Annotated in this window: 21 protein-coding genes and 1 pseudogene; 16 read left to right on the top strand and 6 right to left on the bottom strand. The window is 57.2% G+C overall.

What is annotated here, in order from left to right; genetic code table 11:
• Positions 1 to 9: 9 nt before the first annotated feature.
• From HNEAP_RS10915 to der, 15 genes and pseudogenes are all read left to right on the top strand, one after another.
• A complete protein-coding gene (locus tag HNEAP_RS10915; RefSeq protein WP_012825037.1) occupies positions 10 to 513 on the top strand; it encodes an Rrf2 family transcriptional regulator in 504 nt (167 codons plus the stop codon).
• A 136-nt stretch (positions 514 to 649) separates the two neighbouring features.
• Complete coding sequence (ndk, locus tag HNEAP_RS10920) at positions 650 to 1,078, top strand: nucleoside-diphosphate kinase (RefSeq protein WP_012825038.1); 429 nt, start codon at positions 650 to 652, stop codon at positions 1,076 to 1,078.
• Between the two features lie 31 nt (positions 1,079 to 1,109).
• Positions 1,110 to 2,279, top strand: a complete 1,170-nt coding sequence (rlmN, locus tag HNEAP_RS10925; protein ID WP_243726350.1) for a dual-specificity RNA methyltransferase RlmN — start codon at positions 1,110 to 1,112, stop codon at positions 2,277 to 2,279.
• Complete coding sequence (pilW, locus tag HNEAP_RS10930) at positions 2,279 to 3,109, top strand: type IV pilus biogenesis/stability protein PilW (RefSeq protein ID WP_012825040.1); 831 nt, start codon at positions 2,279 to 2,281, stop codon at positions 3,107 to 3,109. The genes rlmN and pilW overlap by 1 nt, the downstream gene beginning before the upstream one ends.
• Positions 3,109 to 4,251: a RodZ domain-containing protein gene (locus HNEAP_RS10935; RefSeq protein ID WP_012825041.1), complete on the top strand. Its 1,143-nt coding sequence runs from the start codon at positions 3,109 to 3,111 to the stop codon at positions 4,249 to 4,251. The genes pilW and HNEAP_RS10935 overlap by 1 nt, the downstream gene beginning before the upstream one ends.
• Positions 4,248 to 5,351 carry a flavodoxin-dependent (E)-4-hydroxy-3-methylbut-2-enyl-diphosphate synthase gene (ispG, locus tag HNEAP_RS10940; protein WP_012825042.1) on the top strand — a complete coding sequence of 368 codons (1,104 nt, stop codon included), beginning with the start codon at positions 4,248 to 4,250 and terminating at the stop codon, positions 5,349 to 5,351. The genes HNEAP_RS10935 and ispG overlap by 4 nt, the downstream gene beginning before the upstream one ends.
• A gap of 36 nt (positions 5,352 to 5,387) precedes the next feature.
• Entirely contained in the window at positions 5,388 to 6,680 is a 1,293-nt protein-coding gene (gene hisS / locus HNEAP_RS10945) for a histidine--tRNA ligase (protein ID WP_012825043.1), read from the top strand.
• Positions 6,681 to 6,767: 87 nt separating this feature from the next.
• Positions 6,768 to 7,433, top strand: a complete 666-nt coding sequence (locus HNEAP_RS10950) for a YfgM family protein (RefSeq protein ID WP_012825044.1) — start codon at positions 6,768 to 6,770, stop codon at positions 7,431 to 7,433.
• A 2-nt stretch (positions 7,434 to 7,435) separates the two neighbouring features.
• A complete protein-coding gene (bamB, locus tag HNEAP_RS10955) occupies positions 7,436 to 8,593 on the top strand; it encodes an outer membrane protein assembly factor BamB (protein WP_012825045.1) in 1,158 nt (385 codons plus the stop codon).
• A 78-nt stretch (positions 8,594 to 8,671) separates the two neighbouring features.
• Positions 8,672 to 10,045: a YdgA family protein gene (locus tag HNEAP_RS10960; RefSeq protein ID WP_012825046.1), complete on the top strand. Its 1,374-nt coding sequence runs from the start codon at positions 8,672 to 8,674 to the stop codon at positions 10,043 to 10,045.
• A 119-nt stretch (positions 10,046 to 10,164) separates the two neighbouring features.
• On the top strand, positions 10,165 to 11,352 hold the full coding sequence (doeB2, locus tag HNEAP_RS10965; RefSeq protein WP_012825047.1) for a N(2)-acetyl-L-2,4-diaminobutanoate deacetylase DoeB2: 1,188 nt from the start codon (positions 10,165 to 10,167) through the stop codon (positions 11,350 to 11,352).
• Between the two features lie 241 nt (positions 11,353 to 11,593).
• Entirely contained in the window at positions 11,594 to 12,892 is a 1,299-nt protein-coding gene (locus HNEAP_RS10970; protein ID WP_012825048.1) for an aspartate aminotransferase family protein, read from the top strand.
• Positions 12,889 to 14,187, top strand: a complete 1,299-nt coding sequence (gene doeA, locus HNEAP_RS10975; RefSeq protein WP_012825049.1) for an ectoine hydrolase — start codon at positions 12,889 to 12,891, stop codon at positions 14,185 to 14,187. The genes HNEAP_RS10970 and doeA overlap by 4 nt, the downstream gene beginning before the upstream one ends.
• On the top strand, positions 14,184 to 15,554 hold the full coding sequence (locus tag HNEAP_RS10980; protein WP_012825050.1) for an NAD-dependent succinate-semialdehyde dehydrogenase: 1,371 nt from the start codon (positions 14,184 to 14,186) through the stop codon (positions 15,552 to 15,554). The genes doeA and HNEAP_RS10980 overlap by 4 nt, the downstream gene beginning before the upstream one ends.
• A gap of 200 nt (positions 15,555 to 15,754) precedes the next feature.
• Positions 15,755 to 17,149: pseudogene (gene der, locus HNEAP_RS10985) on the top strand (ribosome biogenesis GTPase Der); the annotation flags it as partial.
• Positions 17,150 to 17,469: 320 nt separating this feature from the next.
• Here der and HNEAP_RS10990 read toward each other — a convergent pair.
• The 3 genes from HNEAP_RS10990 to HNEAP_RS11000 are packed head-to-tail and all read right to left on the bottom strand — an operon-like array spanning position 17,470 to position 20,559.
• Positions 17,470 to 18,336: an ABC transporter ATP-binding protein gene (locus tag HNEAP_RS10990; protein ID WP_012825052.1), complete on the bottom strand. Its 867-nt coding sequence runs from the start codon at positions 18,334 to 18,336 to the stop codon at positions 17,470 to 17,472.
• Positions 18,337 to 18,340: 4 nt separating this feature from the next.
• Positions 18,341 to 19,183, bottom strand: a complete 843-nt coding sequence (ntrB, locus tag HNEAP_RS10995; RefSeq protein ID WP_012825053.1) for a nitrate ABC transporter permease — start codon at positions 19,181 to 19,183, stop codon at positions 18,341 to 18,343.
• A 2-nt stretch (positions 19,184 to 19,185) separates the two neighbouring features.
• Positions 19,186 to 20,559: an ABC transporter substrate-binding protein gene (locus HNEAP_RS11000; protein ID WP_012825054.1), complete on the bottom strand. Its 1,374-nt coding sequence runs from the start codon at positions 20,557 to 20,559 to the stop codon at positions 19,186 to 19,188.
• 307 nt (positions 20,560 to 20,866) lie between these two features.
• Here HNEAP_RS11000 and HNEAP_RS11005 point away from each other — a divergent pair, with 307 nt between their 5' ends.
• Complete coding sequence (locus HNEAP_RS11005) at positions 20,867 to 22,486, top strand: sigma-54-dependent Fis family transcriptional regulator (RefSeq protein WP_012825055.1); 1,620 nt, start codon at positions 20,867 to 20,869, stop codon at positions 22,484 to 22,486.
• Between the two features lie 23 nt (positions 22,487 to 22,509).
• Here HNEAP_RS11005 and HNEAP_RS11010 read toward each other — a convergent pair whose 3' ends face one another.
• From HNEAP_RS11010 to HNEAP_RS11020, 3 genes are all read right to left on the bottom strand, one after another.
• Entirely contained in the window at positions 22,510 to 22,962 is a 453-nt protein-coding gene (locus tag HNEAP_RS11010) for a CopD family protein (RefSeq protein WP_012825056.1), read from the bottom strand.
• A gap of 148 nt (positions 22,963 to 23,110) precedes the next feature.
• On the bottom strand, positions 23,111 to 23,968 hold the full coding sequence (locus HNEAP_RS11015; protein ID WP_012825057.1) for a sulfurtransferase: 858 nt from the start codon (positions 23,966 to 23,968) through the stop codon (positions 23,111 to 23,113).
• Positions 23,969 to 24,028: 60 nt separating this feature from the next.
• The gene (locus HNEAP_RS11020; protein WP_012825058.1) at positions 24,029 to 25,471 is read right to left on the bottom strand and encodes an FAD-dependent oxidoreductase; all 1,443 of its coding nucleotides are present in this window, start codon (positions 25,469 to 25,471) and stop codon (positions 24,029 to 24,031) included.
• Positions 25,472 to 25,483 lie beyond the last annotated feature (12 nt).

The following is a 25,483-nucleotide window of genomic DNA, read 5'->3' on the forward strand; positions in this document are numbered from 1 at the left end:
GACAAAAACATGAGACTCACCACCAAAGGCCGCTACGCAGTCACTGCCATGCTCGATCTGGCACTGCACGATCACGGCGACCCCACGGCACTGGCAGACATCGCAGACCGCCAAGAGCTTTCACTCTCGTACCTTGAGCAACTGTTCGCGCAATTACGCCGCGCAGGGCTGGTCAAAAGTGTGCGCGGACCCGGTGGCGGCTATCAACTCACGCGCCCTTCAACCGAAATCAACGTGGCAGAAATCGTCATCGCAGTGGATGAAGATGTCGACGTCACCCGTTGTTCGGGCCGCGGCGATTGCCAGAACGGCCACAAATGCCTGTCGCACGATTTGTGGATGGGCCTGTCTGAACAGATTCGCAGCTTTTTGACCGGCATCCATCTCGCCGACCTCCTCAACAACCCCGAACTGATCGGCGTCGCCATGCAGCAGGATCGCGCACTGCATGAATCGAGAGAACGTGAAGGCGCGAGATACCTTCGCGGTGCGGGCATACGCCACAAGGGTTAACCCGCAGCCTTGCTTTTTATTTTGACTGGGTTCCCGCCCAGTCATGGATTGTTGCCGCGCAAGGCGGTAAACTCTTGCCTCCTTGATTTTCTGTCATTTTTTCCCTTTAACTCGAAACTTCCCCAGGAGAAACCTTGTGGCCGTAGAACGCACCCTCTCGATTATCAAACCCGATGCCGTCGCTAAAAATGTGATCGGCAAAATCATCAGCCGCTTCGAAGACGCCGGCTTGGCTGTCGTCGCTGGCCGCATGATGCAACTTTCCCGCGAGCAGGCAGAAGGCTTCTACGCGGTTCACCGCGAGCGTCCGTTCTTCGGCGAACTGGTCAGTTTCATGATTTCCGGCCCGGTATTCGTACAGGTTCTCGAAGGCGATAACGCCATTGCCAAGAACCGCGACCTGATGGGCGCGACCGATCCCAAGAAAGCAGACCCGGGTACGATCCGTGCCGATTTTGCCGACTCCATCGATGCAAATGCCGTTCATGGCTCAGACAGTGCCGAGAATGCCGCGATCGAAATTGACTACTTCTTCAAGCCTGAAGAAGTCACCGTACGTCGTTAATCGCGAACCGGACGAGCTACCCGTGTCTACCATCCCCACATCGACCGATTTGAACGCGACTGCGGCCAAGCCGGATCGAGGCAACAAAATCAATTTGCTTGGGCTAACACCTCAGCAATTGAAGGACTGGTTTGTCGAACTGGGCGAAAAACCCTTTCGCGCCACCCAGCTCCTCAAGTGGGTGCACCAGCGGCGGGTAGACAGCTTTGACGATATGACGGATCTGGCCAAGAGCCTGCGCGATAAGCTCAGGGATCTGGCCTGCATCCGCGCACCGGCCATTCGCCTCGATCAACAGTCGAGCGATGGCACGCGTAAATTTTTGCTTGAACTGGATGGCGGCGGCTCCGTCGAGATGGTGTACATCCCGGAAGACGACCGCGCCACCCTATGTATTTCTTCACAGGTCGGCTGTTCGCTGGCCTGCACGTTCTGCTCCACGGGCCGACAAGGATTCAACCGCAATCTTACTACGGCTGAAATTGTCGGCCAGCTTTGGTTGGCGGAACGAATGATCGACCGCGCGGTCAACCACAATCGCGCGATCAGTAATGTCGTCTTCATGGGCATGGGCGAGCCACTGCTCAACTTCGAATCGGTGGTTGATGCCGCCACGATCATGCTCGACGACAATGCCTATGGCTTGTCGCGGCGACGTGTGACGATCTCCACTTCGGGCATTATCCCGGCGATTGATCGGCTGGCCGAACGCCTGCCGGTGGCATTGGCGATTTCGCTGCATGCGCCGAATGACGCGCTGCGCGATGTCCTGGTGCCGATCAACCAGAAATACCCGCTCGATGATCTGATGGCCGCCTGCGATCGGTATGCCAAGGTCGTGCCGCACGGCGCCATCATTTATGAATACGTGATGCTCGAAGGCGTGAACGATGAACCGGTGCATGCAGAAGAGATGATCCGTTTGCTGGCACCGCGCAAGGATGCCGTCAAGGTAAACCTGATTCCCTTCAACCCGTTTCCGAGTTCGGGGTATAAGCGCTCATCGCGTAATCGCATCGAACGGTTCCGCGCCACGCTGAAGGCGGCAGGCATCAACACCGTGCCCCGCAAGACGCGCGGCGACGACATTGATGCGGCCTGCGGCCAACTGGTCGGAGAATTTGAAGATAAGGCGCGGCGCCAGGAGCGGCTCGCGCACATGGGTCTGGAACAGATCAGGGTCACCTCGGAGAATCATTGATGAATCAGCGTATGCCCACCCTTAGCCCTCGCCTATCCTTTGGACCATTGTCCAGCATCCTGCGCGCCGCACTGGTGGCAACGACCATCGCCCTGCTCGGCGGCTGTGCCAACATGGCCAACACGCCGCCGAGCAGTGGCGGCCTGTCGTCCAATCCGACGGACAATCAGCGCGCCGCCCAGATCAACACTCAACTTGGCGTCGGCTACATGAACGAAGGACACATGGATGTCGCGGTAGAGAAAATCAAGAAAGCGATTTACTACGACAATGACTTCGCACCGGCGCATCATGCCTATGCGCTCATGCTTGATCGCCTGGGCGAGAAAGAAAAAGCCGCCAGAGAGTTCGAAAAAGCCTACTCGCTCGATTCGAACAATTCCGATCTCGACAACAACTACGGCACATTTCTCTGCGGACAGAAGGAATATACCAAGGCCCAGTCTCTGTTCGCCCGCGCCTACGGCGACCCACTCTACAAGACGCCGGAATTCGCGCTGACCAACTCAGGCGTCTGCTACGAGTCCGAAGGCAAGCCGGATCAAGCCATCAGCCAGTATGACGCAGCGATCGTCAAACAACCGGGATATGGCCCTGCACTGATCGGCAAAGCGCGCGTTTATTACGCCGAGAAAAAATACGCTGAGGCGGCCAATGCAATGAAAGCGTTTGAGGCCAACAACCGCAATACGCCCGATACACTGCAACTGGCGATCCGGATTGACCGCGCCACTGGCGATCAGTCTGCCCTCGCAAACCACGTCCTGATTCTTAAAGGCCGTTTCCCTGAATCGGCGGCTGCAAAATGGTACGACAGCGGAGCGAAGTAATGAGTGAAGGCCCAATGAACAACCATGAGCCCAGCCTGCCGCCACTCGGGCTGAAACAGAATGCTGGCGAAGAAACGGTGCCGGGAGAAACCACGGCTCTCGATGTCAGCAATCGCAAAAGCCTTGGCGCATTGATTCAGGAGGCCCGGACCGCCAAAGGTCTGAGTGCTGCCGATCTGGCCCAATCGCTGAATCTGGATCTGAAAATTGTCGAGCGACTGGAAGCCAACCAGTTCGAAGGCGGACCAGAGCCAATTTACGTACGCGCCTACCTCAAACACTGGGCAGGTATCGTCGGCGCGGACCCTCAGGTCTGGTTGCAGGCCTATCAACTGCAACATGGCGGCAACGTGGCCCCCAACAAAATTGGTGTCACGGCACCCATAGAGGTCATGACGGCCCATAAAACCAGCCACACCGTCCATTCCACCAACCAAAATAACGTCGGACGCACCATTTTGCGCTGGCTGCTGGCATTGGTTGTCTTGGTCATCATTCTGGCTGTAATCGCCATCGCCTTGCCCAGTGTCTGGCAGAAAGGGCTCAGCCTGCTTTCAGGGAAACAGGAACAGACACCCCTCACGCTGAATGGCGAAACGTCCGGTAGCACCGTCAGTTTACCCGTCCAGCCCCTGCCCGCGCTCAATACACCCGCAGAGCCCAGCAAAGCTGTGACGCAAACGACGACAAATGAAGCGCCCCCCCCGCCACCTCTGGCAACACCCTTGGTAGCCCCGGCTGCCAACGATTCAGCAAGTACACCGCCAAGCGTAACGTCCACAACGAACACACCGGCTCAAACAGAACCCACGACACCGGATACCGCCGCCTCGACAACGCCAACACCTGCCGACGCAACGCCAGCGGAGCAAACCGCTCCCGCTGCCGCGCCAAATGCGAATCTGGTCATCAAGGTCGATTCTGCGGATTGCTGGGTGGAAGTACGTGATGCAGCGGGCAAACGCTTGGTGTACGACGTCATCAAGAAAGGGGAAGAAAGAACCGTTCCTGGTGCCGGGCCATTTACGATCACGTTAGGCAACCCCAGCGCAGTCACGGTGCTTTGGAAGGGAGAGCCCGTCAAACTGGGCGCCCCCAACAGCACCACGGGTGTGATCCGCACCACGGTCGGTGGCTCATGAGCCACGTCCCCTCGCCCACGATTCGCCGACTGTCCCGCAAGATATTCGTCGGCAATGTGCCGATTGGTGGTGATGCGCCTGTGGCCGTGCAAAGCATGACCAATACCGAAACCTGTGATGTGGCGGCCACGGTGGCGCAAATTCAGGCGTTGCAGAAAGCCGGAGCCGATCTGGTGCGCGTATCTGTGCCCACCATGGAGGCCGCCGAAGCCTTTGGAGCAATCCGCAAGCAGGTCAGCCTTCCGCTCGTTACCGACATCCATTTCGATTACCGTATCGCATTGCGCGTGGCCGATCTCGGTGCCGATTGCCTGCGAATCAATCCCGGCAACATCGGTCGGGAAGATCGCGTGCGTGCCGTGATCGATTGCGCGCGCGACAAAGGCATTCCACTGCGCATCGGTGTCAACGCCGGCTCGCTGGAAAAAGACCTGCAACAGAAATACGGCGAGCCCACCCCGGAAGCGATGGTCGAGTCGGCCATGCGCCATATCGATATTCTTGATCGACTCGATTACCCCGATTTCAAGGTATCGCTCAAGGCATCGGACGTCTGGATGACCGTGCTCGCGTACCGTCAACTGGCCGGGCAGATCGAACAACCGCTGCATTTGGGTATTACCGAAGCGGGTGGATTGCGTTCCGGAGCCGTCAAATCGGCCGTCGGGCTGGGCATGTTGCTGGCCGAGGGCATTGGTGACACGATCCGCATCTCGCTGGCCGCCGACCCGGTCGAAGAAGTCAAGGTGGGTTGGGATATTCTCAAATCCCTGCGCCTGCGCAACCGCGGTATCAACCTCATCGCCTGCCCTTCCTGCTCACGGCAGGAATTCGATGTCATCAAGGCCGTCAATGCGCTCGAAGGGCGGATTGAAGACATCGACACCGCGATGGATGTTGCCGTGATCGGCTGCGTGGTCAACGGGCCGGGCGAAGCACGCGAAGCGGCCATTGGCTTGACCGGCGGGCAACCCAATCTGTTGTACATCAACGGCAAACCGGCAGGGAAACTGACCGAAGCCGAACTGGTCGATGGTGTAGAGCGCGCAATTCGTGAACGGATCGCCGCCAACAAAGCCACGGAATCCAGCCCTACCTAACTTTTCAAAGCACGATTATTAAAGCCCGACTACTCGATGAGCAAAACCATTAAAACCCTGCGCGGCATGCACGATGTGTTGCCCGGACAGACGCCCGGCTGGTCCCGGCTGGAATCGACCTTGAGCCAGACCGCCCGTCACTACGGTTATCAGGAAATCCGGATGCCGATCGTGGAACAGACAGCGTTGTTTTCCCGCGGGATTGGTGAAGTCACCGACATCGTCGAAAAGGAAATGTACACCTTTGACGATCGCAATGGCGACTCGCTCACCCTTCGACCGGAGGGCACCGCCAGTTGCGTGCGCGCCTGTCTGGAACACGGCCTGATTCACAACCAGCAACGCAAACTCTGGTACATCGGCCCGATGTTCCGCCACGAGCGCCCGCAAAAAGGTCGCTACCGCCAATTTCACCAGTTCGGCGTCGAAGCCTTTGGCGTGAACGGTGCGGAAATGGATGTCGAGCTCATGTTGATGGCATCTCGCATCTGGCAACAGCTGGGCATCACCGATGTTCAATTGCAAATCAATACCCTGGGCAGCAGCGACGCACGCGCCGCCCACCGGGCCGTGTTGATCGAGTATCTCAAAAGCCATGCCGACGACCTGGATGAGGAAGCCCGCGCACGTCTCGAAACCAATCCCCTGCGGATTCTGGACAGCAAAAACCCCGCCGTGCAGGCGGTGGTTGCCCATGCCCCGGCGCTTGCAGACTATCTCGACGAGGCCGACCGCGAGAACTTTGCCGAAGTGCAGCACTTGCTGACCGCAGCCGGCGTGTCGTTTGTCGTCAATCCACGACTGGTGCGCGGGCTGGATTACTACAACCGAACCGTTTTCGAATGGGTGACCGAATCACTCGGTGCCCAAGGCACGATCTGCGCGGGCGGACGCTATGATGGTCTGGTCGCGCAACTGGGCGGCAAGGCGACCCCTGCGGCCGGGTTCGCGATGGGACTGGAACGCCTAGTCGAACTCATCGGACAGGCGGACGATGAATCCACCGCCGACATTTACGTACTTTGGCCGGAGCCTTCCGCCAAAGGTGCGGCTCTTGCGGCAGCCGAAGGCTTGCGGCGCGCCTTGCCCGATCTGCGCATTCAATGCGCGCTTGATGGCGGTGCGCTGAAAAACCAGCTCAAGCGGGCCGATCGCAGCGGCGCCCGATTCGCGGTTATCATCGAGGATACGGCGGACGCCGACTCATGGCGCGTGAAGTCGTTGCGTCTAAATGCGCCGCTCGAGCCCATCCCTGAAGCCCCGTTGGAACCGGCCGCTGCAACAGCCCTGCTTCGCGCCGAACTGGCTGCGGACAGGCGGACAACATAATCTGTATGATCTGAACATCCAACAACCTCGATCTTGGCGATTTTGGATAAGAATCGCACCCATGAACCATGAATAAGGTGATGAGCCGTGACCGCAACTGACGACGAACAACTCGACAAACTCCGCGAATTCTGGACGCAATATGGCAAGACCATTATCGCCGGCATCATCCTTGGTCTGGCTGCCTTGGCTGCTTGGGCAGGCTGGCAAAGCTGGCAGGCGAAAAATCAGACAGCGGCCGCCATCGCCTTTCATCAGATCGAGCAGTTGAGCGCCGCCAATCAGCCGAATCAAGCCATGGAGGCCGCACGTAAGCTCGCCGAATCCGATCAGGGTTCGGTGTACGCCACACTGGCCCTGATGATCGGCGCACATGAAGCCATGTCGCAAAACGACCCGGCCAAGGCTGCCATCTACCTGAATGACGCCATGCAGCACGCGAAACAGCCGTCTCTCGCCGCTCTGGCCCAGCTTCGTCTGGCTCGGGTTCAATGGGCGCAGAACAAACCGGAACAAGCGCTGACCACCTTAAAGGCCAAAACCCCGCCCAAAGCCTATGAGTCCATGTTCACCGAATTGACAGGCGACATTCAGGCCAGCCAGAAAAACTGGGCCGCGGCCCGCGCCGCCTATGAACAGGTACTCGCGGCACCTGACTCGGCAAATACCATGGTACAAATCAAACTGGACAACCTGCCGGCAGCCTCTGTCGCCACTTCCTCACCGACAGCATCCGGCAAGGAGAAATCGTGATCATGACTTCATCAAATGTCTTCCAGCACGCCGCGCGCCTGCTGCTAATCCCACTTGCCATTGGCGTGCTCGCCGGGTGCTCATCCACGCGGGAACTGGTCAAGCCAACGCCCTTGACGCAAATCGACAACAAGTTCCCGCCCAAAATCCTGTGGGAAGCGAGCGCGGGCAGTGATCAAAAAGATGATCTGCTGCGAATTGCCCCGGTTGAATCCGGCGATCGCGTGATCGTTGCCGATGCCAAGGGCGATGTTTTTGCCTACAACCTCAAATCCGGCAAACGGCTGTGGGAAGCCGAACTGGATATGCCCATCAGCGTTGGCGGCGGCGCGAACGACTCGATAGTGGTGTTCGGTTCGGATACCGGCAAGGTGGTTGCGCTCGCCGTTGATAGCGGCAAAAAACTCTGGCAGGCAACGGTATCGACTGCCGTTGAAGCGGCACCCTCGGTGGGCGACACCCATGTGGCCGTTCGATCAAAAGACGGCAGCATTACCCTACTCAACTCAAAAGACGGCAGCACGGTCTGGTCCGTCAGTCATAACGAGCCCGATATGACGCTTCAGGGGCAAAGCCGTGCCCTGTTGTTCCCGGATGCGATTGCCGTCGGTTACGACGATGGCGAGCTTGCGATCCTGTCGCGGGCCGATGGTCGTCAACTATGGAAAAACCAGGTTGCCCTTCCCATGGGCCGTACCGAGATCGACCGCATGGTGGATATCGATGCCACGCCGTTGTTCGCGGATGCCGTTTTTTATGTCGCAACTTATCAAGGCCGGATTGCAGCCATCAATGCCAAGGGCGGACAAACCATCTGGAGTCGCAAGTTCTCCGGCTTCACCGACATGAGCATCGACCAGAATGCGCTGTATGCCACCGATGCGAGCGGTATCGTCTGGGCGCTGGATCGCCGTACAGGCGAGCCACTCTGGCGTCAGTCCGCTCTGGCTTATCGCGGTGTCACCGGGCCTGCGCTCAGTAACGGCAAGCTCGTGGTGGGCGACAAGGAAGGCTATCTGCATGTACTCGACCCGCAAACCGGTGCCATCGTTGGCCGTCTGCGCGTCAGCGGCGGGTTGATCGACCCGATGCGGACCGAAAACAATGTGGTGGCCGCTGTCACTCGTGACGGTGATCTGATCGTATTTGATCTGCCCTAAAGCCCTTTCGCGAACGCGAATAGACACAAACAAAGGATCGCTCAGCGGTCCTTTTTGTTTGTACGGTATGCTTGCCTCATGGAAACCCTCCGCACAACACCCGAGCTCGAACAAACGCCTGCCGCACCGCGACGCAGCAGGTTATGGCTATGGCGTGGGCTGACGTTGACTGGGTTGCTGGTTGCCCTGTGGTTGTATGTGCTGCCTTACCAGACTGGTGTGCGGCTGGATAAATCCTTAAGTGGCTGGGTTTCCGATCACCCGGACTGGACACTGGAGCGTGAAGAACGCAGCCTGTACCAACGCCATTATCGGCTTTACTGGCAACCTGACTGGGCGACCGAGCCCGTGGTACTCGACGCACGGGTTTTTCCCCGACCTTTCGGCTGGTCCAGTCCGGCGGGCAGGCAATGGGGCTGGGCGACCTTCGCCGTGCAGATGGATCCAGATAGCCCGGTGCAGATCAGAAATTTGCCGGATCGAGCCATCGAAATCACAGGGCAAGTGGAAAGCCTGGGCCTCGTCCGTTTCAATTGGGCCGCCGGCGATGCCGACAGCAACCAACTCGTTTACGACCGATCAGGCCGCGCTTGGCAAGGCACACTGAATCTGCCCGGCTGGCAAGTAATCACCCCCAGTCATCGTTTTTTGTTCGGTCGGACCTTGATTGACCTTCGTCTGCACCAACGCGCCAAGGCCAAAGATGCCTTCTGGCATGGGCTGGATGGTGAACTCGGCATCGATATCCGGCGAATCGGTTGGGGCAAGATCTCGTCCGCGATGGCCGCCTCAACCGAGACATCCATCCCCTCGTCCATGTTCATCGGTTCGTCCACCAGTGGCTTGATCGATCATTTCCAGTGGCGCATCCGCTTAATGCCGGATTTATCCGGCGGCCAGTGGGATGTGATCGGTTCCGGTGCGCTGGACGCACTTCAGCTCAATGGCCGGCACCTCGGGGGCGGACAACTGGCCTTTGCCGTCTACGCGGCCGATCCCGATTTTGCAGAGCGCTTTGCCGCTCTGGGGCGACACCTGCTGTTCAGCACGGAAACAATAACCAGCGGACAGGTTCTGGCACCCGTACTGAGTTCCTTGCAGTCGGCCGAAATTCGCCTCGATGCCCTGCGGTGGCAAACGCCCACGGGCAACATGGATATAACCGGCAAGGCATTCGGGCCTCAGTTCGCCGGACTGGACCCGCTGACAAGTCGCCAGCAGCACAAGCAGTCACAAGCCGATTGGCAGGCTCAGGTTCAACTTCAGTTCGGGGGTGCCATCATGCAAGCACCGCTTATCAATCCAATGGTCGACTGGCTGAATTCATGGCTTCCAGAACCGATACCCAGTTTCACTCAGACGGATAAGACGCCCGTTCGTCTCATTTTGGCCTACTCGCCTGAAGGCTGGGTGCTTCATCGCCCCGAAGCCCAACGCCCACCCGCCCCCTAGACCCTTTCGGGTTGCCATTGCATTGCTGCTGTGCTTAAGTAAAAAGGCGCATGGGTCGTCATCTTGCTCAATGAAGCGGCTCATCCGGCACCATGCACGCTGTACCACCAAGGAAATTTATGTCGTCCACTTGGGCTCAAAACGTTCAGGAAGCCACGCTGCTCCGGCATCGGTTACACCGATCACCGGAGCTGAGCTGGCAGGAACACGGCACGGCGCAAATCATCCGATCGGAACTCAAGGCGCTCGATATTCCATGGCGCGCCTGCGCGGGCACCGGCACGGTGGCCACGCTGGCACCGAATGCGTCCGGCCGACACATCGCGTTGCGCGGTGATATCGATGCGCTGCCCATTACCGAGCAAACCGCCGTTGATTGGATCTCCCAAACGCCCGGTGTGATGCATGCCTGTGGGCATGACGGCCACACCGCCACCTTAATGGCCGTAGCGCGCTGGCTCAAAACCAACGAATCGGCGCTGGCAGGGCCGGTGAGCCTGTTGTTTCAACCCGCTGAGGAAGGCGGCCATGGCGCCCGGGTGATGATCGAGGACGGCGCGCTCGATGGGGTGGACTGGATTTTCGGCTGGCACAACTGGCCCGCCATTGCCTTCGGGCAGGCCCTGTGCCCGGATGGCCCCGTCATGGCGGCCAACGGCATATTCGAGATTGAACTGACCGGACGGGGCGGTCATGCCAGCCAACCGGAGTTGTGCCGCGATCCGGTCGTGGCGGCGGCGGCGCTCACCCTGAATTTGCAACAGATCGTCTCGCGTCGCCTTCCTCCGCAATCTGCCGCGGTAGTGAGCGTGACCTCGATCGACGCACCGAGCGGCATCACCGTGATCCCCCAAACCGCTCGGCTGGCAGGCAGTATCCGCGTCGGCGATACCGCGCTACGTGCCGAGATCGGCGGCATGATCGGGGAAATCGCCCAAGCCACCGCGCAAAGCTACGGTGTTCAGGCGAACGTGACGGTCATGCCGCGCTATCAGGCCACCGTCAATCACGCGGCACCCGCCGCGCACTATCGTGGCACGCTCGAACAGGTGCTTGGCCCACATTGGTGCGATCACCGCTTGCCGACCCCGATCATGGCCTCCGAAGATTTCAGCTATTACCTCGCGCATATTCCGGGTGCCTTCGCGCTCGTCGGCGCGGACGATGGACAAGGTCATCACGCCCCCTGCCACAGCCCGCAGTACGATTTCAACGACCGCTTGATCGATCCGGTTGGTCGCATTCTTGCTTCACTAGTGGGTGTGCCGCCCGAATACGGGCCACGAGGGAACGACTGCGACCGTTGAGTGTCGCACTTTACTGTAATCGCGCAATTACTGCTCATCCGCCATTAGTCAATGGCTGCTCAGGAATCGTCAGGAAAACCTGAAATTCCACCGCTATCGGTGTGGTCCCCGCCACCCAACACCAACCAGGACAACTGGAACACCAGGGGAACACACCACGCCCATCGTCGATGGGCCTGCTCGTGGTGCGTCCGGAATCTCCCCGCATGCACCGACATTCACCCCTGTCCAGGAGAGTCACATGCAAATTTTTGAGGAATGGGAATCCGAAATCCGCGCCTACTGCCGGGCGACGCCCACCGTATTCAAAACCGCCAGCAATGCCCGTCAAACCGACGAATCAGGCAAAACTTATCTTGATTTTTTCGCCGGTGCCGGCGTCCTCAATTTCGGTCACAACAACCCCAAGATGAAAGAAGCGCTGATCGAGTACATACAGAACGACGGTGTGGCCCACAGTCTGGATATGTACACCACGGCCAAGCGCGCGTTCATCAAAAAATTCGTGGATACCATTCTCAAACCCCGTCAGATGGATTATCGGCTCCAGTTTGTCGGGCCAACTGGAACCAACGCGGTCGAGGCCGCGCTCAAACTGGCCCGACGCGTGACGGGGCGAGAAAATGTAGTCGCCTTCCATCACGCGTTTCATGGCATGACGCTCGGCTCGCTGGCCGCCACCAGCAACGCGCATTTTCGCAATGCCGCGGGCGTACCGCTCAATAACATCACGCACATGGCCTTTGGCTGCGAAACGCTGTGCCCCGGTTGCAAACTGGGATGCGGCATGAGCTCGCTCGAACGCATGCGCGACATTTATACCGACCCCGCCTCGGGCGTGGCCAAACCGGCCGCATTTTTGGTAGAAACCATTCAGGCCGAAGGCGGCGTGCGCATCGCCAGCCAAGAATGGCTGCTCGGGGTGCAGCAATTGGCTCGGGAACTGGGCGCACTGTTCATCGTTGACGATATTCAGGTCGGCTGTGGACGCACTGGCCCATATTTCAGTTTCGAGTCGTTCGGGCTGGACCCAGACATCATCACGCTGGCCAAGGGCATTGGTGGTTTTGGCACGCCGATGGCGATGAATCTCAACAAACCCGAACACGACAAACACTGGGCGCCCGGCGAGCACACCGGCACGTTCCGAGGGCAGGATTTATCGTTTATCGCCGGCACGGTCGCGCTGGGTTATTTTGATGATCCCGCCTTCATGGCGGATACCGAACGCAAGGGCAACATCATTGCCGAAGCGCTGATGGCCATTGCGAAAAAATACCCCGTTTGTGCGGTGCGTGGGCGCGGCATGATGCAGGCCATCGAGTTTCCAAGCGGCGAGCTGTCGAAAGCCATTGCCAGCGCCTGTTTTGAACGCGGCTTGCTGGCCGCCGTGTGCGGTTCACGCGGGCAGGTGATCAAGCTGATCCCGCCGCTGACCATCCCCGATGACGATTTGCACGAAGGTCTGGCCCTGTTCGCACAGGCCGTGGACAGTCAGATGGCCGAAGAACCGGCCAAACAAGAGGAGCTCGCCTCATGAGACAACGCGATGACATGACTTTTCCGATGGGGGAATACACTCGTCGGCTGAACGAATTGCGCACCCGGATGCAGGAACGATTGCTTGATGCCGTCATCATCACCGACCCGGAAAACCTGATGTATCTGACCGATTATCAGACCACGGGCTATTCCTTTTTCCAGGCGCTGGTCGTGCCGCTGGAAGACGAGCCGTTCATGATCACCCGCAACATGGAAGAATCCAATGTGATCGCCCGTACCTGGGTCGAACTGACGCGCCCCTTCCCCGATGGGGGCGACGCGATCCAGATGCTCGTTTCCAGCCTCAAGGAATTCGGCCTGTCGCACAAGACGCTGGGTTACGAGCGCAACAGCTATTTTTTCCCGGCCTACCAACAGGATTCGCTGCGGACCAGCCTGACCGATGCCCGATTGCAGGACTGCTTTGGCATTGTCGAATGCGGTCGGCGCACCAAATCCAGCGTTGAGATCGAGATCATGCGCAAAGCAGCTATCGCGACCGAGGCGGGCATGAAAGCCGGGCTTGATGCTTGCCGCGCCGGGGTCACCGAAAACGAAATCGCCGCGGAAATTTCGGCGGCCATGTTCCGTGCCGGTGGCGAAGCGCCTGCGGTGATGCCCTATGTCACCTCCGGGCCGCGCACCATGATCGGTCATGCCACCTGGGAAGGCCGCGTGGTGCAGCCCGGCGAGCATGTGTTCATGGAAGTCGGCGGCTGTTACCGGCGCTATCACACAGCCATGATGCGCACCGCCGTGCTGGGCGAACCGACCGATTACATGATGCAGGCACAGGAACGAATGAAGCTGGCACTCGAGCAGGTCAAGGCGCTGATCCGCCCCGGCGTGACGGTTTCCGATGCCGACAACCTCGTGCGCAGCATCATGACGGTCGACGACAAGCACGGCAAACTCATTACCCGCTCCGGCTATTCGATTGGCATCGCATTTCCGCCGAGCTGGGACGAGGGCTACATTTTAAGCCTGATGCACGGCGACAAAACCGTCCTGCGCGAGGGCATGACCTTCCACATCATCCCCTGGGCATGGGGCGTGGACGGCGACAAGACATGCGGCATCTCCGATACCATTTACATCACCAAGGATGGGTGCGAATCGTTCTTCACGCTGGATCAGGACTTTGTGATCAAACCGGAGGAAGGCAAGAAAGCGCTGCCACCATCGCCGCCACTTGAAATCATGGTGCCGCAAAACGTCACCCCCATCGCCAGCAAAGAAGGCAAAAACAAGAAGAGCCGCTCTACCGGCAAAAAGGAGCGTGAAGCCGTATGAGTTTTCAAGTAATCAACCCAACCACCGGACAACCGCTGCATTCATTCCCGTTCTTGAACGCCACCGAGCGTGATGCCGCCATATCCGCCTCAGCCGAGGCGTACACACACTGGCGCAAAACCAGCATGGCAACGCGTGCCGACTTGCTGCGCCGCGTCGCTCAAATCATGCGCGAAGAGGTCGAATCGCTGGCCCTGCCCATGGTCGAAGAAATGGGCAAACCACTCCGCGAGGCCCGAGGTGAAGTGCTTAAATCGGCCTGGTGTGCCGAGCATTACGCCAGCCACGCCGAAGGCTATCTGGCGCCCGAGATGGTGCCTTCAGACGCGCTGATCAGCTACGTGCAATACTTGCCGATTGGCCCCGTGCTGGGCATTTTGCCGTGGAATGCACCGTTCTGGCTGGCCTTCCGGTTTGCCGCGCCCGCCTTGATGGCAGGCAACACCTGCCTGATGAAACACGACGGCCATGTGCCTGCCTGCGCCGCTGCCATCGCGGATGTTTTCACGCGTGCCGGTGCGCCCGATGGTGTGTTTCAAAACCTGCCGCTCGATACGCCGGATATCGCCGCCGCCATCAATAATGAACAGGTGCGCGCGGTCTCGTTCACGGGTTCCGACCGGGCCGGTTCCATCGTCGCAGCCACCGCCGCCGCGCAGATCAAACCCGCCGTGCTCGAACTCGGTGGCTCTGATCCTGTGATCGTATTGGCCGATGCCGACCTCGACAAAGCCGCCGACACCATCGTGCTCTCGCGCATCATCAACGCCGGGCAATCCTGCATTGCCGCCAAGCGGATCATCATCGAGCAATCGGTGTACGAATCGTTTCTGGACAAACTCAAAACCCGTTTTGAGCGGTTAAAACTCGGCGATCCGCATCTGGAAACCACTGATGTCGGCCCCATTGCCCGCACCGATTTACGAGATAACCTGCACCGCCAAGTCACCGCATCCATTGAAGCGGGCGCGCGATGTTTGCTGGGCGGCACACTACCCGAAGGCGAGGGTTTCTTTTATCCGGTCACCCTGCTGGCCGATGTGGGCCCGGATATGGTGGTCAGCTGCGAGGAAACCTTCGGCCCGGTTGCCGTCGCCATGGCCGCAAAAGATGCCGATGAGGCTTTGCGCATCGCCAACGACACGCCCTATGGCCTGGGCGCGGCCATCTGGACAGCCAACACAGCGGCGGCAATTGCCATGGCCGCCGACATCGAATCGGGCCAAGTTGCGATCAACGGCATCGTTAAAACAGACCCTCGGCTGCCGAGCGGCGGCACCAAACGTTCCGGCTATGGCCGCGAGCTCGGCGCGCACGGCATCAAGATGTTCGTGAATGCACAGCAAGTTTGGGTGGGGCGGAGTTAAGCCACCCCAAGCCATAGGCCATAGGCCATAGGCCATAGGCGATAGGCGATAGGCGATAGGCGAATGGAAGCGCAGGGCAAGGATAATTCAGCATTATTTGCCCAAGGCTGCGATAATCGCGCGCAATATCCGGATCATGGGCGCAAGTGAGCGCGGCATGATTCGGCCTGAATGTGCCTGGCGAGATTGATGGATTCCCCATGAAACCTGTGATTGCTTTAGTCGGACGGCCCAATGTCGGCAAGTCCACCCTGTTCAACCAGATGACGCGTTCGCGCGCGGCGCTGGTGGCCGATTACGCCGGGCTGACACGTGATCGCCAATACGGTTCGGCCGAACACGAAGGACGCGACTTCATCGTCATCGACACCGGCGGGCTGACCGGCGAGCGCGGCGGCATCGAGGCATTGATGCAGGATCAAGCCTGGGCAGCAATCGAGGAAGCCGACTGCGTGGTGTTCATGGTCGATGCGCGGGCGGGCCTGACGGTGGCCGATCAGGAAATCGCGGAGAAGCTGCGCCGTTCGAGCAAGCCGATTCAACTCGTGGTCAACAAGGTCGATGGCGTGGATGAATCGCTAGTGCAGGCCGAATTTGCGCGCCTCGGCTTGGGCGAGCCGGTATTCACCACAGCCTCGCACGGTCGCGGCATCAGCACCTTGTGGGATGCGGTTCTGGTGAGACTGGCCGATAAATTGGCCGTGATGGATGAAGAGCCGGAATACGACGAAAAAACCATTCGCGTGGCGCTGATCGGCCGACCGAACGTGGGCAAATCCACGCTCACCAATCGCCTGCTTGGTGAAGATCGCGTGTTGGCCTTCGATCAACCCGGCACCACGCGCGACAGCATCTACATTCCCTTCGAGCAGAACGGCAAGGCATACACGCTGATCGACACCGCGGGCGTGCGCCGCCGGGCGCGCGTCAACGAGATGATCGAGAAATTCAGCATCGTCAAAACCCTGCAAGCGATCGAAGCGGCCAATGTGGTCATTTTGGTCTGCGACGCCCACGAAGGCATCAGCGAACAGGATCAGCATCTGCTCGGCTTTATCCACGACCGGGGCCGCGCACTCGTTATCGCCATCAACAAATGGGACAACCTGACCGACTACGCGCGCGCCGAGGTCAAACGGCAGATCGACCTGAGGCTCGATTTCATCAACTACGCCGAGATGCATTTCATCTCGGCATTGCACGGCACCGGCGTGGGGCATTTGTTCGAAAGCGTGGACAAGGCTTACTTGGCCGCCATGCGCGACATCAGCACCAATGTGCTCACCCGCTCGCTGGAAGCCGCTGTGTTCGCGCATCAACCGCCATTGATTCATGGCCGCCGCATCAAGCTGCGTTATGCCCATCAAGGGGGCAGCAACCCGCCGATCATCGTCATCCACGGCAAGCAAACCGACCGATTGCCGGGCAACTATTCACGTTACCTCGAGGGCTGGTTCCGCAAGGAATTCCAACTCATGGGCACCCCGATTCGGCTGGAATTCCGCACCGACAGCAACCCCTATGAAGGCAAATACGATATCCGCACGCCGCTGCAACGCTTCAAGGCCAAGAAAGAAGAACGTCAGATTGCGGGCATGAAGCGCAAATCGGCCGCCAATGCCGAACGGCGCGCCCGCGACGAAGCCGCATCGGGCAACACGCCGCCCGCGACCTCTGTTAAAGCAGGCAAGCCTGCGGCCAAAGCCACCACCACTAAAACCACAGCCAGAAATTCGGCCAAAGGTGCAGCAAAAAGTACGGCCCGTCCGGCAGCCAAAACCGCTGCCCCCAAAACCGTCGCCAAAGCCAACAGCCGTAAAAGCGCCCTTTCGGCCCGGCCCGCGGCCAAAGTTGCCCCTCGCAAACCCGGCGGTGGCCGGGGTGGGCGTTCGGGCGGCAAATAAACTTAGACGGCTTATGCTGTCGCGAGATTCATCGGCCTGATCATCGGTGGGTGCTGTGGATCGTAATTCTCTGGCAAATCGCCCTCGGCAATCTTGTGTGAACGGCTAACCAGAAAATCGACCATATGATTCCGCAGGGTATAGAAATGCGGGTTATGGTGCATTTCTGTGCGCAAACGCGGACGTTCCAGTGGATTCTCCACGATTTCGGCTATTTTGGCATATGGTCCGTTGGACATTAGAAGGATTTTGTCCGCCAGTAAAATAGCTTCATCGACATCATGGGTGATCATGAATACGGTCTGCCGAGTCGCTGCACAGATCTTCACGAGCTCATCTTGGATTACGCCGCGTGTCAATGCATCAAGTGCACCGAAGGGTTCATCCATCAGCAGCATTTTAGGTTCGATAGCAAAGGCGCGGGCAATACCCACACGTTGTTTCATGCCACCCGAAAGTTGGTGCGGTTTTTTATTCAGCGCATGCTTCAATCCGACCAATTCCAGATACTTAACACAATGCGTCTGAACTGCCTCCTTGCCCCACTGCGGCCAGCGAGATTTCACAGCAAATGCCACGTTTTGCTCTACGGTAAGCCAAGGCATCAAGGCATGACTTTGGAATACCACCCCTCGGTCGAGGCTGGCGCCGGAAACTTCCCGTCCATCCATGAATACGTTGCCCCCGCTGGCTGAGTCAAGACCCGCTAGCACATTGAGAATCGTCGATTTGCCGCAACCCGAGTGGCCGATGATGCAAATAAACTCACCGCGCTGCACCTCGAAATGGATATTGTCGAAAACCGTCACGTCGTCACCACCCGAAACTCCAGGAAATATTTTCTTGAGTCCTTCGACTTTAAGGAAAGCTTGGCTCATGTTATTACTCCTGGTAGGCCACAAAACGAGTTAGCGCACCAAATATTGCATCCAGCAACATGCCGACGACACCTATCATGAAGATGGCAAAAATCACATTGGCCAGATTAAGGTTATTCCATTCGTTCCAGACGAAGTAACCGATTCCGGTACCACCGACCAGCATTTCTGCCGCGACGATGACGAGCCAGGCAATGCCCATAGAAATACGCATCCCGGTCAGGATAGTGGGTGCGGCGGCAGGCAGGATCACCGTTATTGCTGTCTTGAGGGGGGTAACTTCAAGGGTTTTGGCCACGTTCAACCAATCTTTTCTAACTGAGGCCACGCCATGCGCGGTATTGATCATCATCGGCCAGATGGAACATATGAAAATCACAAAAATCGACGATGCATTGGCATCCTTGATGGTATAAAGCGCGAGCGGCATCCATGCCAGTGGCGAAATCGGCTTAAGCAATTGAATGTAAGGGTTGAGCGCCTTGAACACCAGTGGCGACATACCAATCAAAAAACCAAGCGGAATGGCCACAATCACTGCGAGCAGAAAACCCGCCAGAACCCGCCCCAAAGACCAAGACAGCTGGATGCCGATTCCCTTGTCGTTGGGGCCGTTATCGTAAAACGGGTTAGCGAGTTGATGCAGCAGGGTCTGGCCTACAGCATCTGGCGTGGGTAATCCGGCGGCCTTCGTAGTTGCCGTACCCATCATCGCGGCATATTCCGGATCAGCATAGGCTGGCGCACTTGACGCTTTGGGTTGGGTAGCCAGTTGCCAAACGCCCACAAATGCCAATAACAGCACGATGGATACCAGCCCGGCGCGCAGGTTCAGGGACGGGCTCATGTTCAGGTTCTCCGAATACTAAATGAATCGAGGTAGGCCTTAGGCTGACTGGGGTCGAAAACTTTGCCCATGATGGTATGGTTTTCATAGTTCGAATCTGGTGCGCTCAGGCCCATTTCCCGCAGACGAGTACGGGCATCAGTGGCCAAAAAAACCTGTTCGGCGATTTGTTTGTAGTCGATGTCCTGCTTGATATACCCCCAGCGCTTAAGTTGGGTCAGCATCCAGACCCCCATCGACTGCCAGGGGAACGGGTCAAAATCGGCCCGCCCGGGTACGTCCCGAATGTTACCCAGACCATCCGCAAACTTGCCGGTCATAACCTGTTGCAGCACGGGAATTGGCTGATTCAGATAATTGGCAGGTGCAATAGCCTCAATAATAGCCGGCCGGTTTTCCTGCTTGTGGGCATACACCGTAGCATTGGCAATCGCTCGAAACAGCGCAGAGAAGGTATTGGGGTTTTCCTTGACGAAACTCTCGGTTACCCCAAAAGCACAGCAGGGGTGACCGTCCCAGATGTCTTTTGATAAAACCTGGATAAAAGCAAAGCCTTCGTATACAGCCCGTTGATTAAATGGCTCAGGCCCGAGGAAGCCATCTATATTGCCTGCACGCAGGTTGGCAACCATGTCGGGCGGAGAAATGATGGTGAGTTGAACATCTTTGTCTGGATCAATGCCATGCTCGGCGAGGTAGTAGCGTAAGAGCATGTTATGCATGGAATAATCAAAGGGAATCCCGAATTTCATACCCTTCCAATTTTTAGGGTCGCGGTTGTCTTTGTGCTTAATGTGCATGGTAATCGCCTGACCATTGATGTTCTGGATGGTAGCGACAAAGGTTTCATTCGTTTTGGAACCCAATCCCATGCTAGCGGCGATAGGCATGGGTGAGAGCATGTGCGAGGCGTCATATTCATTATTCAAAACCTTGTCCCGCACTAATGCCCAACCGGCCGTTTTGATAATGTCGACATTCAGGCCTTCCCGCTCATAGAAACCCATGGGTTTGGCCATGATGATTGGCGTAGCACAAGTAATAGGAACAAAACCTACCTTGAGATTTTTTTTCTCCAATGGACCGCCCTCGGCAGCCAAGGCTTGTGCGGCGCCGAGGGGAAACAGGCTGGATAATGCAGCCATGGCGGTTCCCGCACCAACCGCCTTCAAGAAGTTACGCCGTGTTTCATCGTGGGGGAAAATCGAGCGCACGAGCGTCGATTCTATTACACGGTTGAGCGCGGATTCTTCTTCCCTAGGTTCTGGTGTGGAGGCGGCTTGCGCATCATGCTCTGACTGACTGGCATGTTGGCCGCATGAGCAGCCTTTCTTGAAGCGAATGGTCGGATCGAAGGGGTTTTTAAAAGCAGACATGAGCGGTCTCCCGATGGGTTATGAGTCAGTCAACACATAAGAACGCAATCCTCATGCCAAATAAGCACCGGTCATTAAACCCTCTGAAAAGAATTTGTCAAAAGCGCCCCAAACCAGGATTTAACAATATTTAAGAACCAATATGGTGCGTAAACAAAACCATTTGACAATTATCAGTGCGGGTCGAATTGAACATTGAACCAATCCAAGTCATCACACATTGTCGAACAATGTCTTACAAAGCAATCAACTCTTTGGCCTGCATCTTGCTCAATGTTTAGTATTGTTTTGAGGAACACAGCCAATAATGACTATCTCAATCAAACCAACCACGACAACAAATGCAGATGAAGATGTCGAACTCCTGATCATCTACGAAGCTTCGCGCTTGATGACGCACAATGGCACTGCCGATGAGGCCATTAACGGCATCCTGCGGCTGATGTCACAGATGATCGGCCTGAATCGTGGGCGCGTCACGCTGAAAGACGACGACATGGACACCCTAAGCATTCGCTATTCCTATGGGCTAACCCCGCCAGAGCGAGCGCGGGGGCACTATGTCATCGGCGAAGGCGTTACCGGGCGTGTCATGCAGACCAGACAAGTCGCCGTCGTCCAGAATATTGACGACGAACCGGTCTATCTGACACGAGCCGTGGAACGCGGTACCCTACCACAGGAAACTGTAGCCTTCTTGGCCGTTCCCATCCTCTATAACAACACACCACTTGGTGTGCTCGGGGCCCACCGACTTCGCGGACGCAAACGCCCCTTCAGTAGAGATATCAATCTGTTGCAGGTATTAGCGACACTGATTGCACAAATTCTGAGCCTGAGTCGACTCATTGAAGAAAAGACCGCTCTGCTGGCCGACGAGAACCGTGCCCTTAAACAAGCGTTGGATCAGAAGACCGAAGGCACCCACGGCATCCTGGGCGAAAGCCCAGCTCTACGTCACGCACTACGACAGGCCCTGCATGTTTCCCCGACTCAGGCGACCGTGCTTCTCACCGGCGAATCAGGCACCGGCAAAGAACGCTTCGCTCGCTTAGTGCATATCACCAGTCAGCTGCGCGACGGACCGTTCATGGCCATTAACTGCGCGGCCATTCCAGAGGCATTGCTCGAATCGGAATTATTCGGCCATGAGAAGGGCGCCTTCACCGGTGCGGTGGTCAAGAAACAAGGGATCATCGAATTGGCCAACAATGGAACATTGTTCCTCGACGAAATCGGTGATCTGGCGCTCGATTTACAGTCTAAGCTGCTGCATGTGCTTGAGAAACGGGCAATAAAGCGCGTGGGCGGTACTCAGGATATACCGGTTAATGTTCGTATCATTGCGGCCACACATAAAAACCTGCAGAAGGCTGTCAATGAAGGGCAATTCCGAATCGATCTGTTTTATCGCTTGAATGTGTTCCCCATCCATCTGCCACCGCTGCGGGAACGAGGGGGTGATGTAAGTCATCTGGCACGGCACTTCCTGCAACGGGCCAATCATGAATTTGACCGTAATACGGTATTCGGCCCCGGCGTGCTGGAGCGACTGGATGGCTACAACTGGCCTGGCAACATACGCCAGCTGGAAAATATTGTTAAACGAGCCGTTCTGATCGCGCAGAACCGAGAGATCACAATCGACGATGTGATTTTGATCCTGCAGCACGAATCGCATATCGGAGAGCATCTGGAAGCAGGCTCGACAAAATCTGTCGCACCGATCGAGCCCCCATCACTGCCTTCAAAATCGCATCAACCGACTCAGCGTGGTTACGGTTGGGTGCGTGCCGATGAAACCCAAGGCCTGCTCGACGCCTTGCGTCAAACCGGTGGAAACAAGACTCGGGCTGCAATGACGCTTGGCATGACGCCACGTCAATTCCGCTATCGGCTGGAACGCTTGGGGCTGCTGGCTCAATAGATTATGCGTGGAGCGGGCGCCTTTCAGAGAATCGGACCGGCCACGCCGATCAGGATGATCAGAATGCCCAGCGCCAGGTTGATCGCCATGATCTGGCGGATGGGCTTCATGGCCGCAGCGGCATCCGGCCAGCGCTGCTCACTGACGGCCCGATGCAACCTTACAACCAGCACAAACGACAGCCAGGCAAACAGCAAGATCATGATCCAACCAATCACCTGCATCGCCACAAGATATGCTTGCGTTAGAGAGCCGTCAAAACGAGTGAACAAATCAACATAACCGGTGGTTACCAGTATCACGATGAAGAACCAGACCCAAGGAAAAAACCGTGCGAAGACAGTGCTCCAAAGTTGCAACCGCTGGGGCGGTTCGAACATCGTGCTCACCGGCCGCAGCACCATGAAAGCGAAGAAAATGCCGCCTATCCAGAGAACGGCGGCCAAGTCGTGCATAATCGTTATGAGCATGTTCATCACTGATTCCTCTTGCGATAGAACACCCTCAATCATAAGCCAAGGGCGGTTCTCTTAGGGCCGTTTCACCCAACCCTACCAACCACTAATCGCTCAACGGTGCGCAACCTGGGTTCTGCACGAATGACGCCAATCAAGGACTCCCCGTTCAGGCGACGGCGTATGGCAAGCCTTCCTCGATTGGCAGGGACGGATCGCGAGACCATTCGTTCCAAGATCCGAAGTAAAGTTTCACGTTCTCGATACCGGCTGACTTCAAAGCGACCAGGGTATTGGATGCGCGCGCACCTTTGAAGCAGTAGAGATACACCGGCGTATCCTTAGAGATACCGACGGTGGCACACTCTGCCAGCACTTCTTCCGGCGCCTTGAACATCGGTACGGCGCCCGGCTTCATGAGGCGATACCACTCTATCCAGACCGCACCCGGCAGTCGTCCCTTGCGCGGGCAAAAATCTTTGCCGTAGGGGGAGGAACTGGTCCCGATCCACTCATCGATGTCCCGTACATCAAGTAAAACGGGGCTCTCGCTGTCCAGAGCAGCCAGAATCTCATCCTTACCGATCATAAGATCAGTGCCCGTATCGATCAGCGGGAAGCTAGCGGGGATAGGTGTCGGCACCTCCGTTGAGACTGGCAGCGATTCTGCGAGCCAGGCTTGATAACCGCCATGCAGAATATTCACCTTCGGATAACCGAAGTAGCTCAACAGGAAATAACCACGGCACGACATGCCAAAACCTGTATTCATTGCATCTTCGTAGATGATCGCCGTTTCTTTGCCAGACAATCCAGCCTTGCCGAATGTTTCGGCGAATTTCACTTTCAATTCTTCCAATCCCTCGGGCGAGGACGTTGCCAGAAAGGTAAAAATGTCATGGATATTGACCGCACCGGGAATATGGCCGGCGGCATAAGCGTCTGGGTTTCGGGCATCAATGACCACTGTTGGCTCGGTATCCATCAGGGTCTTCATTTGGGGGGCGGTTAGCAGGACAGAACTCATGGCAAATCTCCTATGAATCAATGAACAAGAAAGATAATAAGGCATTGTTTTGAATATAATTCATGCTGCGGTGGTAGCCCCAAACAAGGAATCAATCACGATAGGATGCAGGTACTCGCTTTGCGGCGTGCACCGTCCGGTCAATGCATAGCCCATCAATTGGTTACGAACCAGAAAATCCATACGACAGGCTCCTTTGTCTGCCTCATTCACCTCATCCGGGGTGTGAACATGCCAGTTGCCAAAATCAGCCACACTCCGATCGGGCGGGCAAACGTTGATTGGAAGGCTGGGGGTTTTGACTCTTATGGCTGTTGGAAGATGCTCAAATGGTCTGTGCTTTCCAACAAGCGCAGCCGCAACGGTTGCCGCCTGGCGACGAATAGGCTCGATGTAAAAGTAGCTCCGCCCATCGACCTCAACACAATCACCAATGGCGTAGATGTGCGGATCGCCGGTACACATATTGTCCGCGTTCGCGACGATGCCGCGATTCACATTCAACCCCGCCTTTCTGGCCAAATCGGTGTTCGGCACCAGGCCCACCGCAGAGATCACCAGATCCGTGGTCAGTAACTCGCCATCGCTCAAGGTCGCGCGCAAGCGATTACCGTTTGTGTTCAGCGCCGCGATGCTAATACCGGGCATAAACTCGGTACCGCGCTCACGCAGCGAGGATAATAAGAGACGGGCAACCGGCGTTGGCACCAACCGTCCAAGAAGTTGTGCCCCAAGATCAAGTAAGGTGACCCGATGCCCGCCCGCTTGAAGGTCTTCAGCGAACTCGACCCCAATCAATCCCGCCCCGATCAAGGTGACGTGCTGAGGTCCCCTTGAGAGTTTTTCTCGCATCTTGCGATAGCTTGTCAAATCATTAACCCGCAGGATCTGGTCGGCTGCATCGCCTTCACAGGCAAGGCGACGTTGTGAGGAACCCAGCGCCAGTACCAAGTCGCCATAGGCTACCTTGCCCTTGGTCGTCATCAGCCGCTTATCTTTGGGCTTGATGCTCAAAACACGCGTGTTTGCCTGCAGGGTCACACCAAGCGCTTCTGCCTTGTCCGGCCCGGATTGTTCGATCAAGTCATCCGCGCTGCGCCCCTGACCAATGGCCATGGATAATGATGGCTTGGGATACACACAACCATCATCGGCGGTGATCAACGTGATTTGTCGATCCAAATCCTGCGCACGAAGCTGCTCTACAGCAGTCCAACCGGCAATGCCACTGCCGACAATGACGACGGCATCCTCACCACCGATCTGACCCCGCGCACGACGTGGACGAGTCATCGGACCACTGGACGCGCGTTGAGCCGCGTATTCTTCCATCGTGATGAAATCAGCCTTGGTTACCCCGCACAACGGGCAGGACCAATCCTCGGGAATGTCTTCAAAGCGGGTGCCCGGAGCGATGCCACTATCCGGATCGCCCTTGACCTCATCGTATATCCACCCACATATCAGGCAGATCCAACGCGGCGTGTCGTCATTTATGGTCATGCGCCCAACCTC

This window comes from Halothiobacillus neapolitanus c2 (assembly GCF_000024765.1).
GTDB lineage: Bacteria > Pseudomonadota > Gammaproteobacteria > Halothiobacillales > Halothiobacillaceae > Halothiobacillus > Halothiobacillus neapolitanus.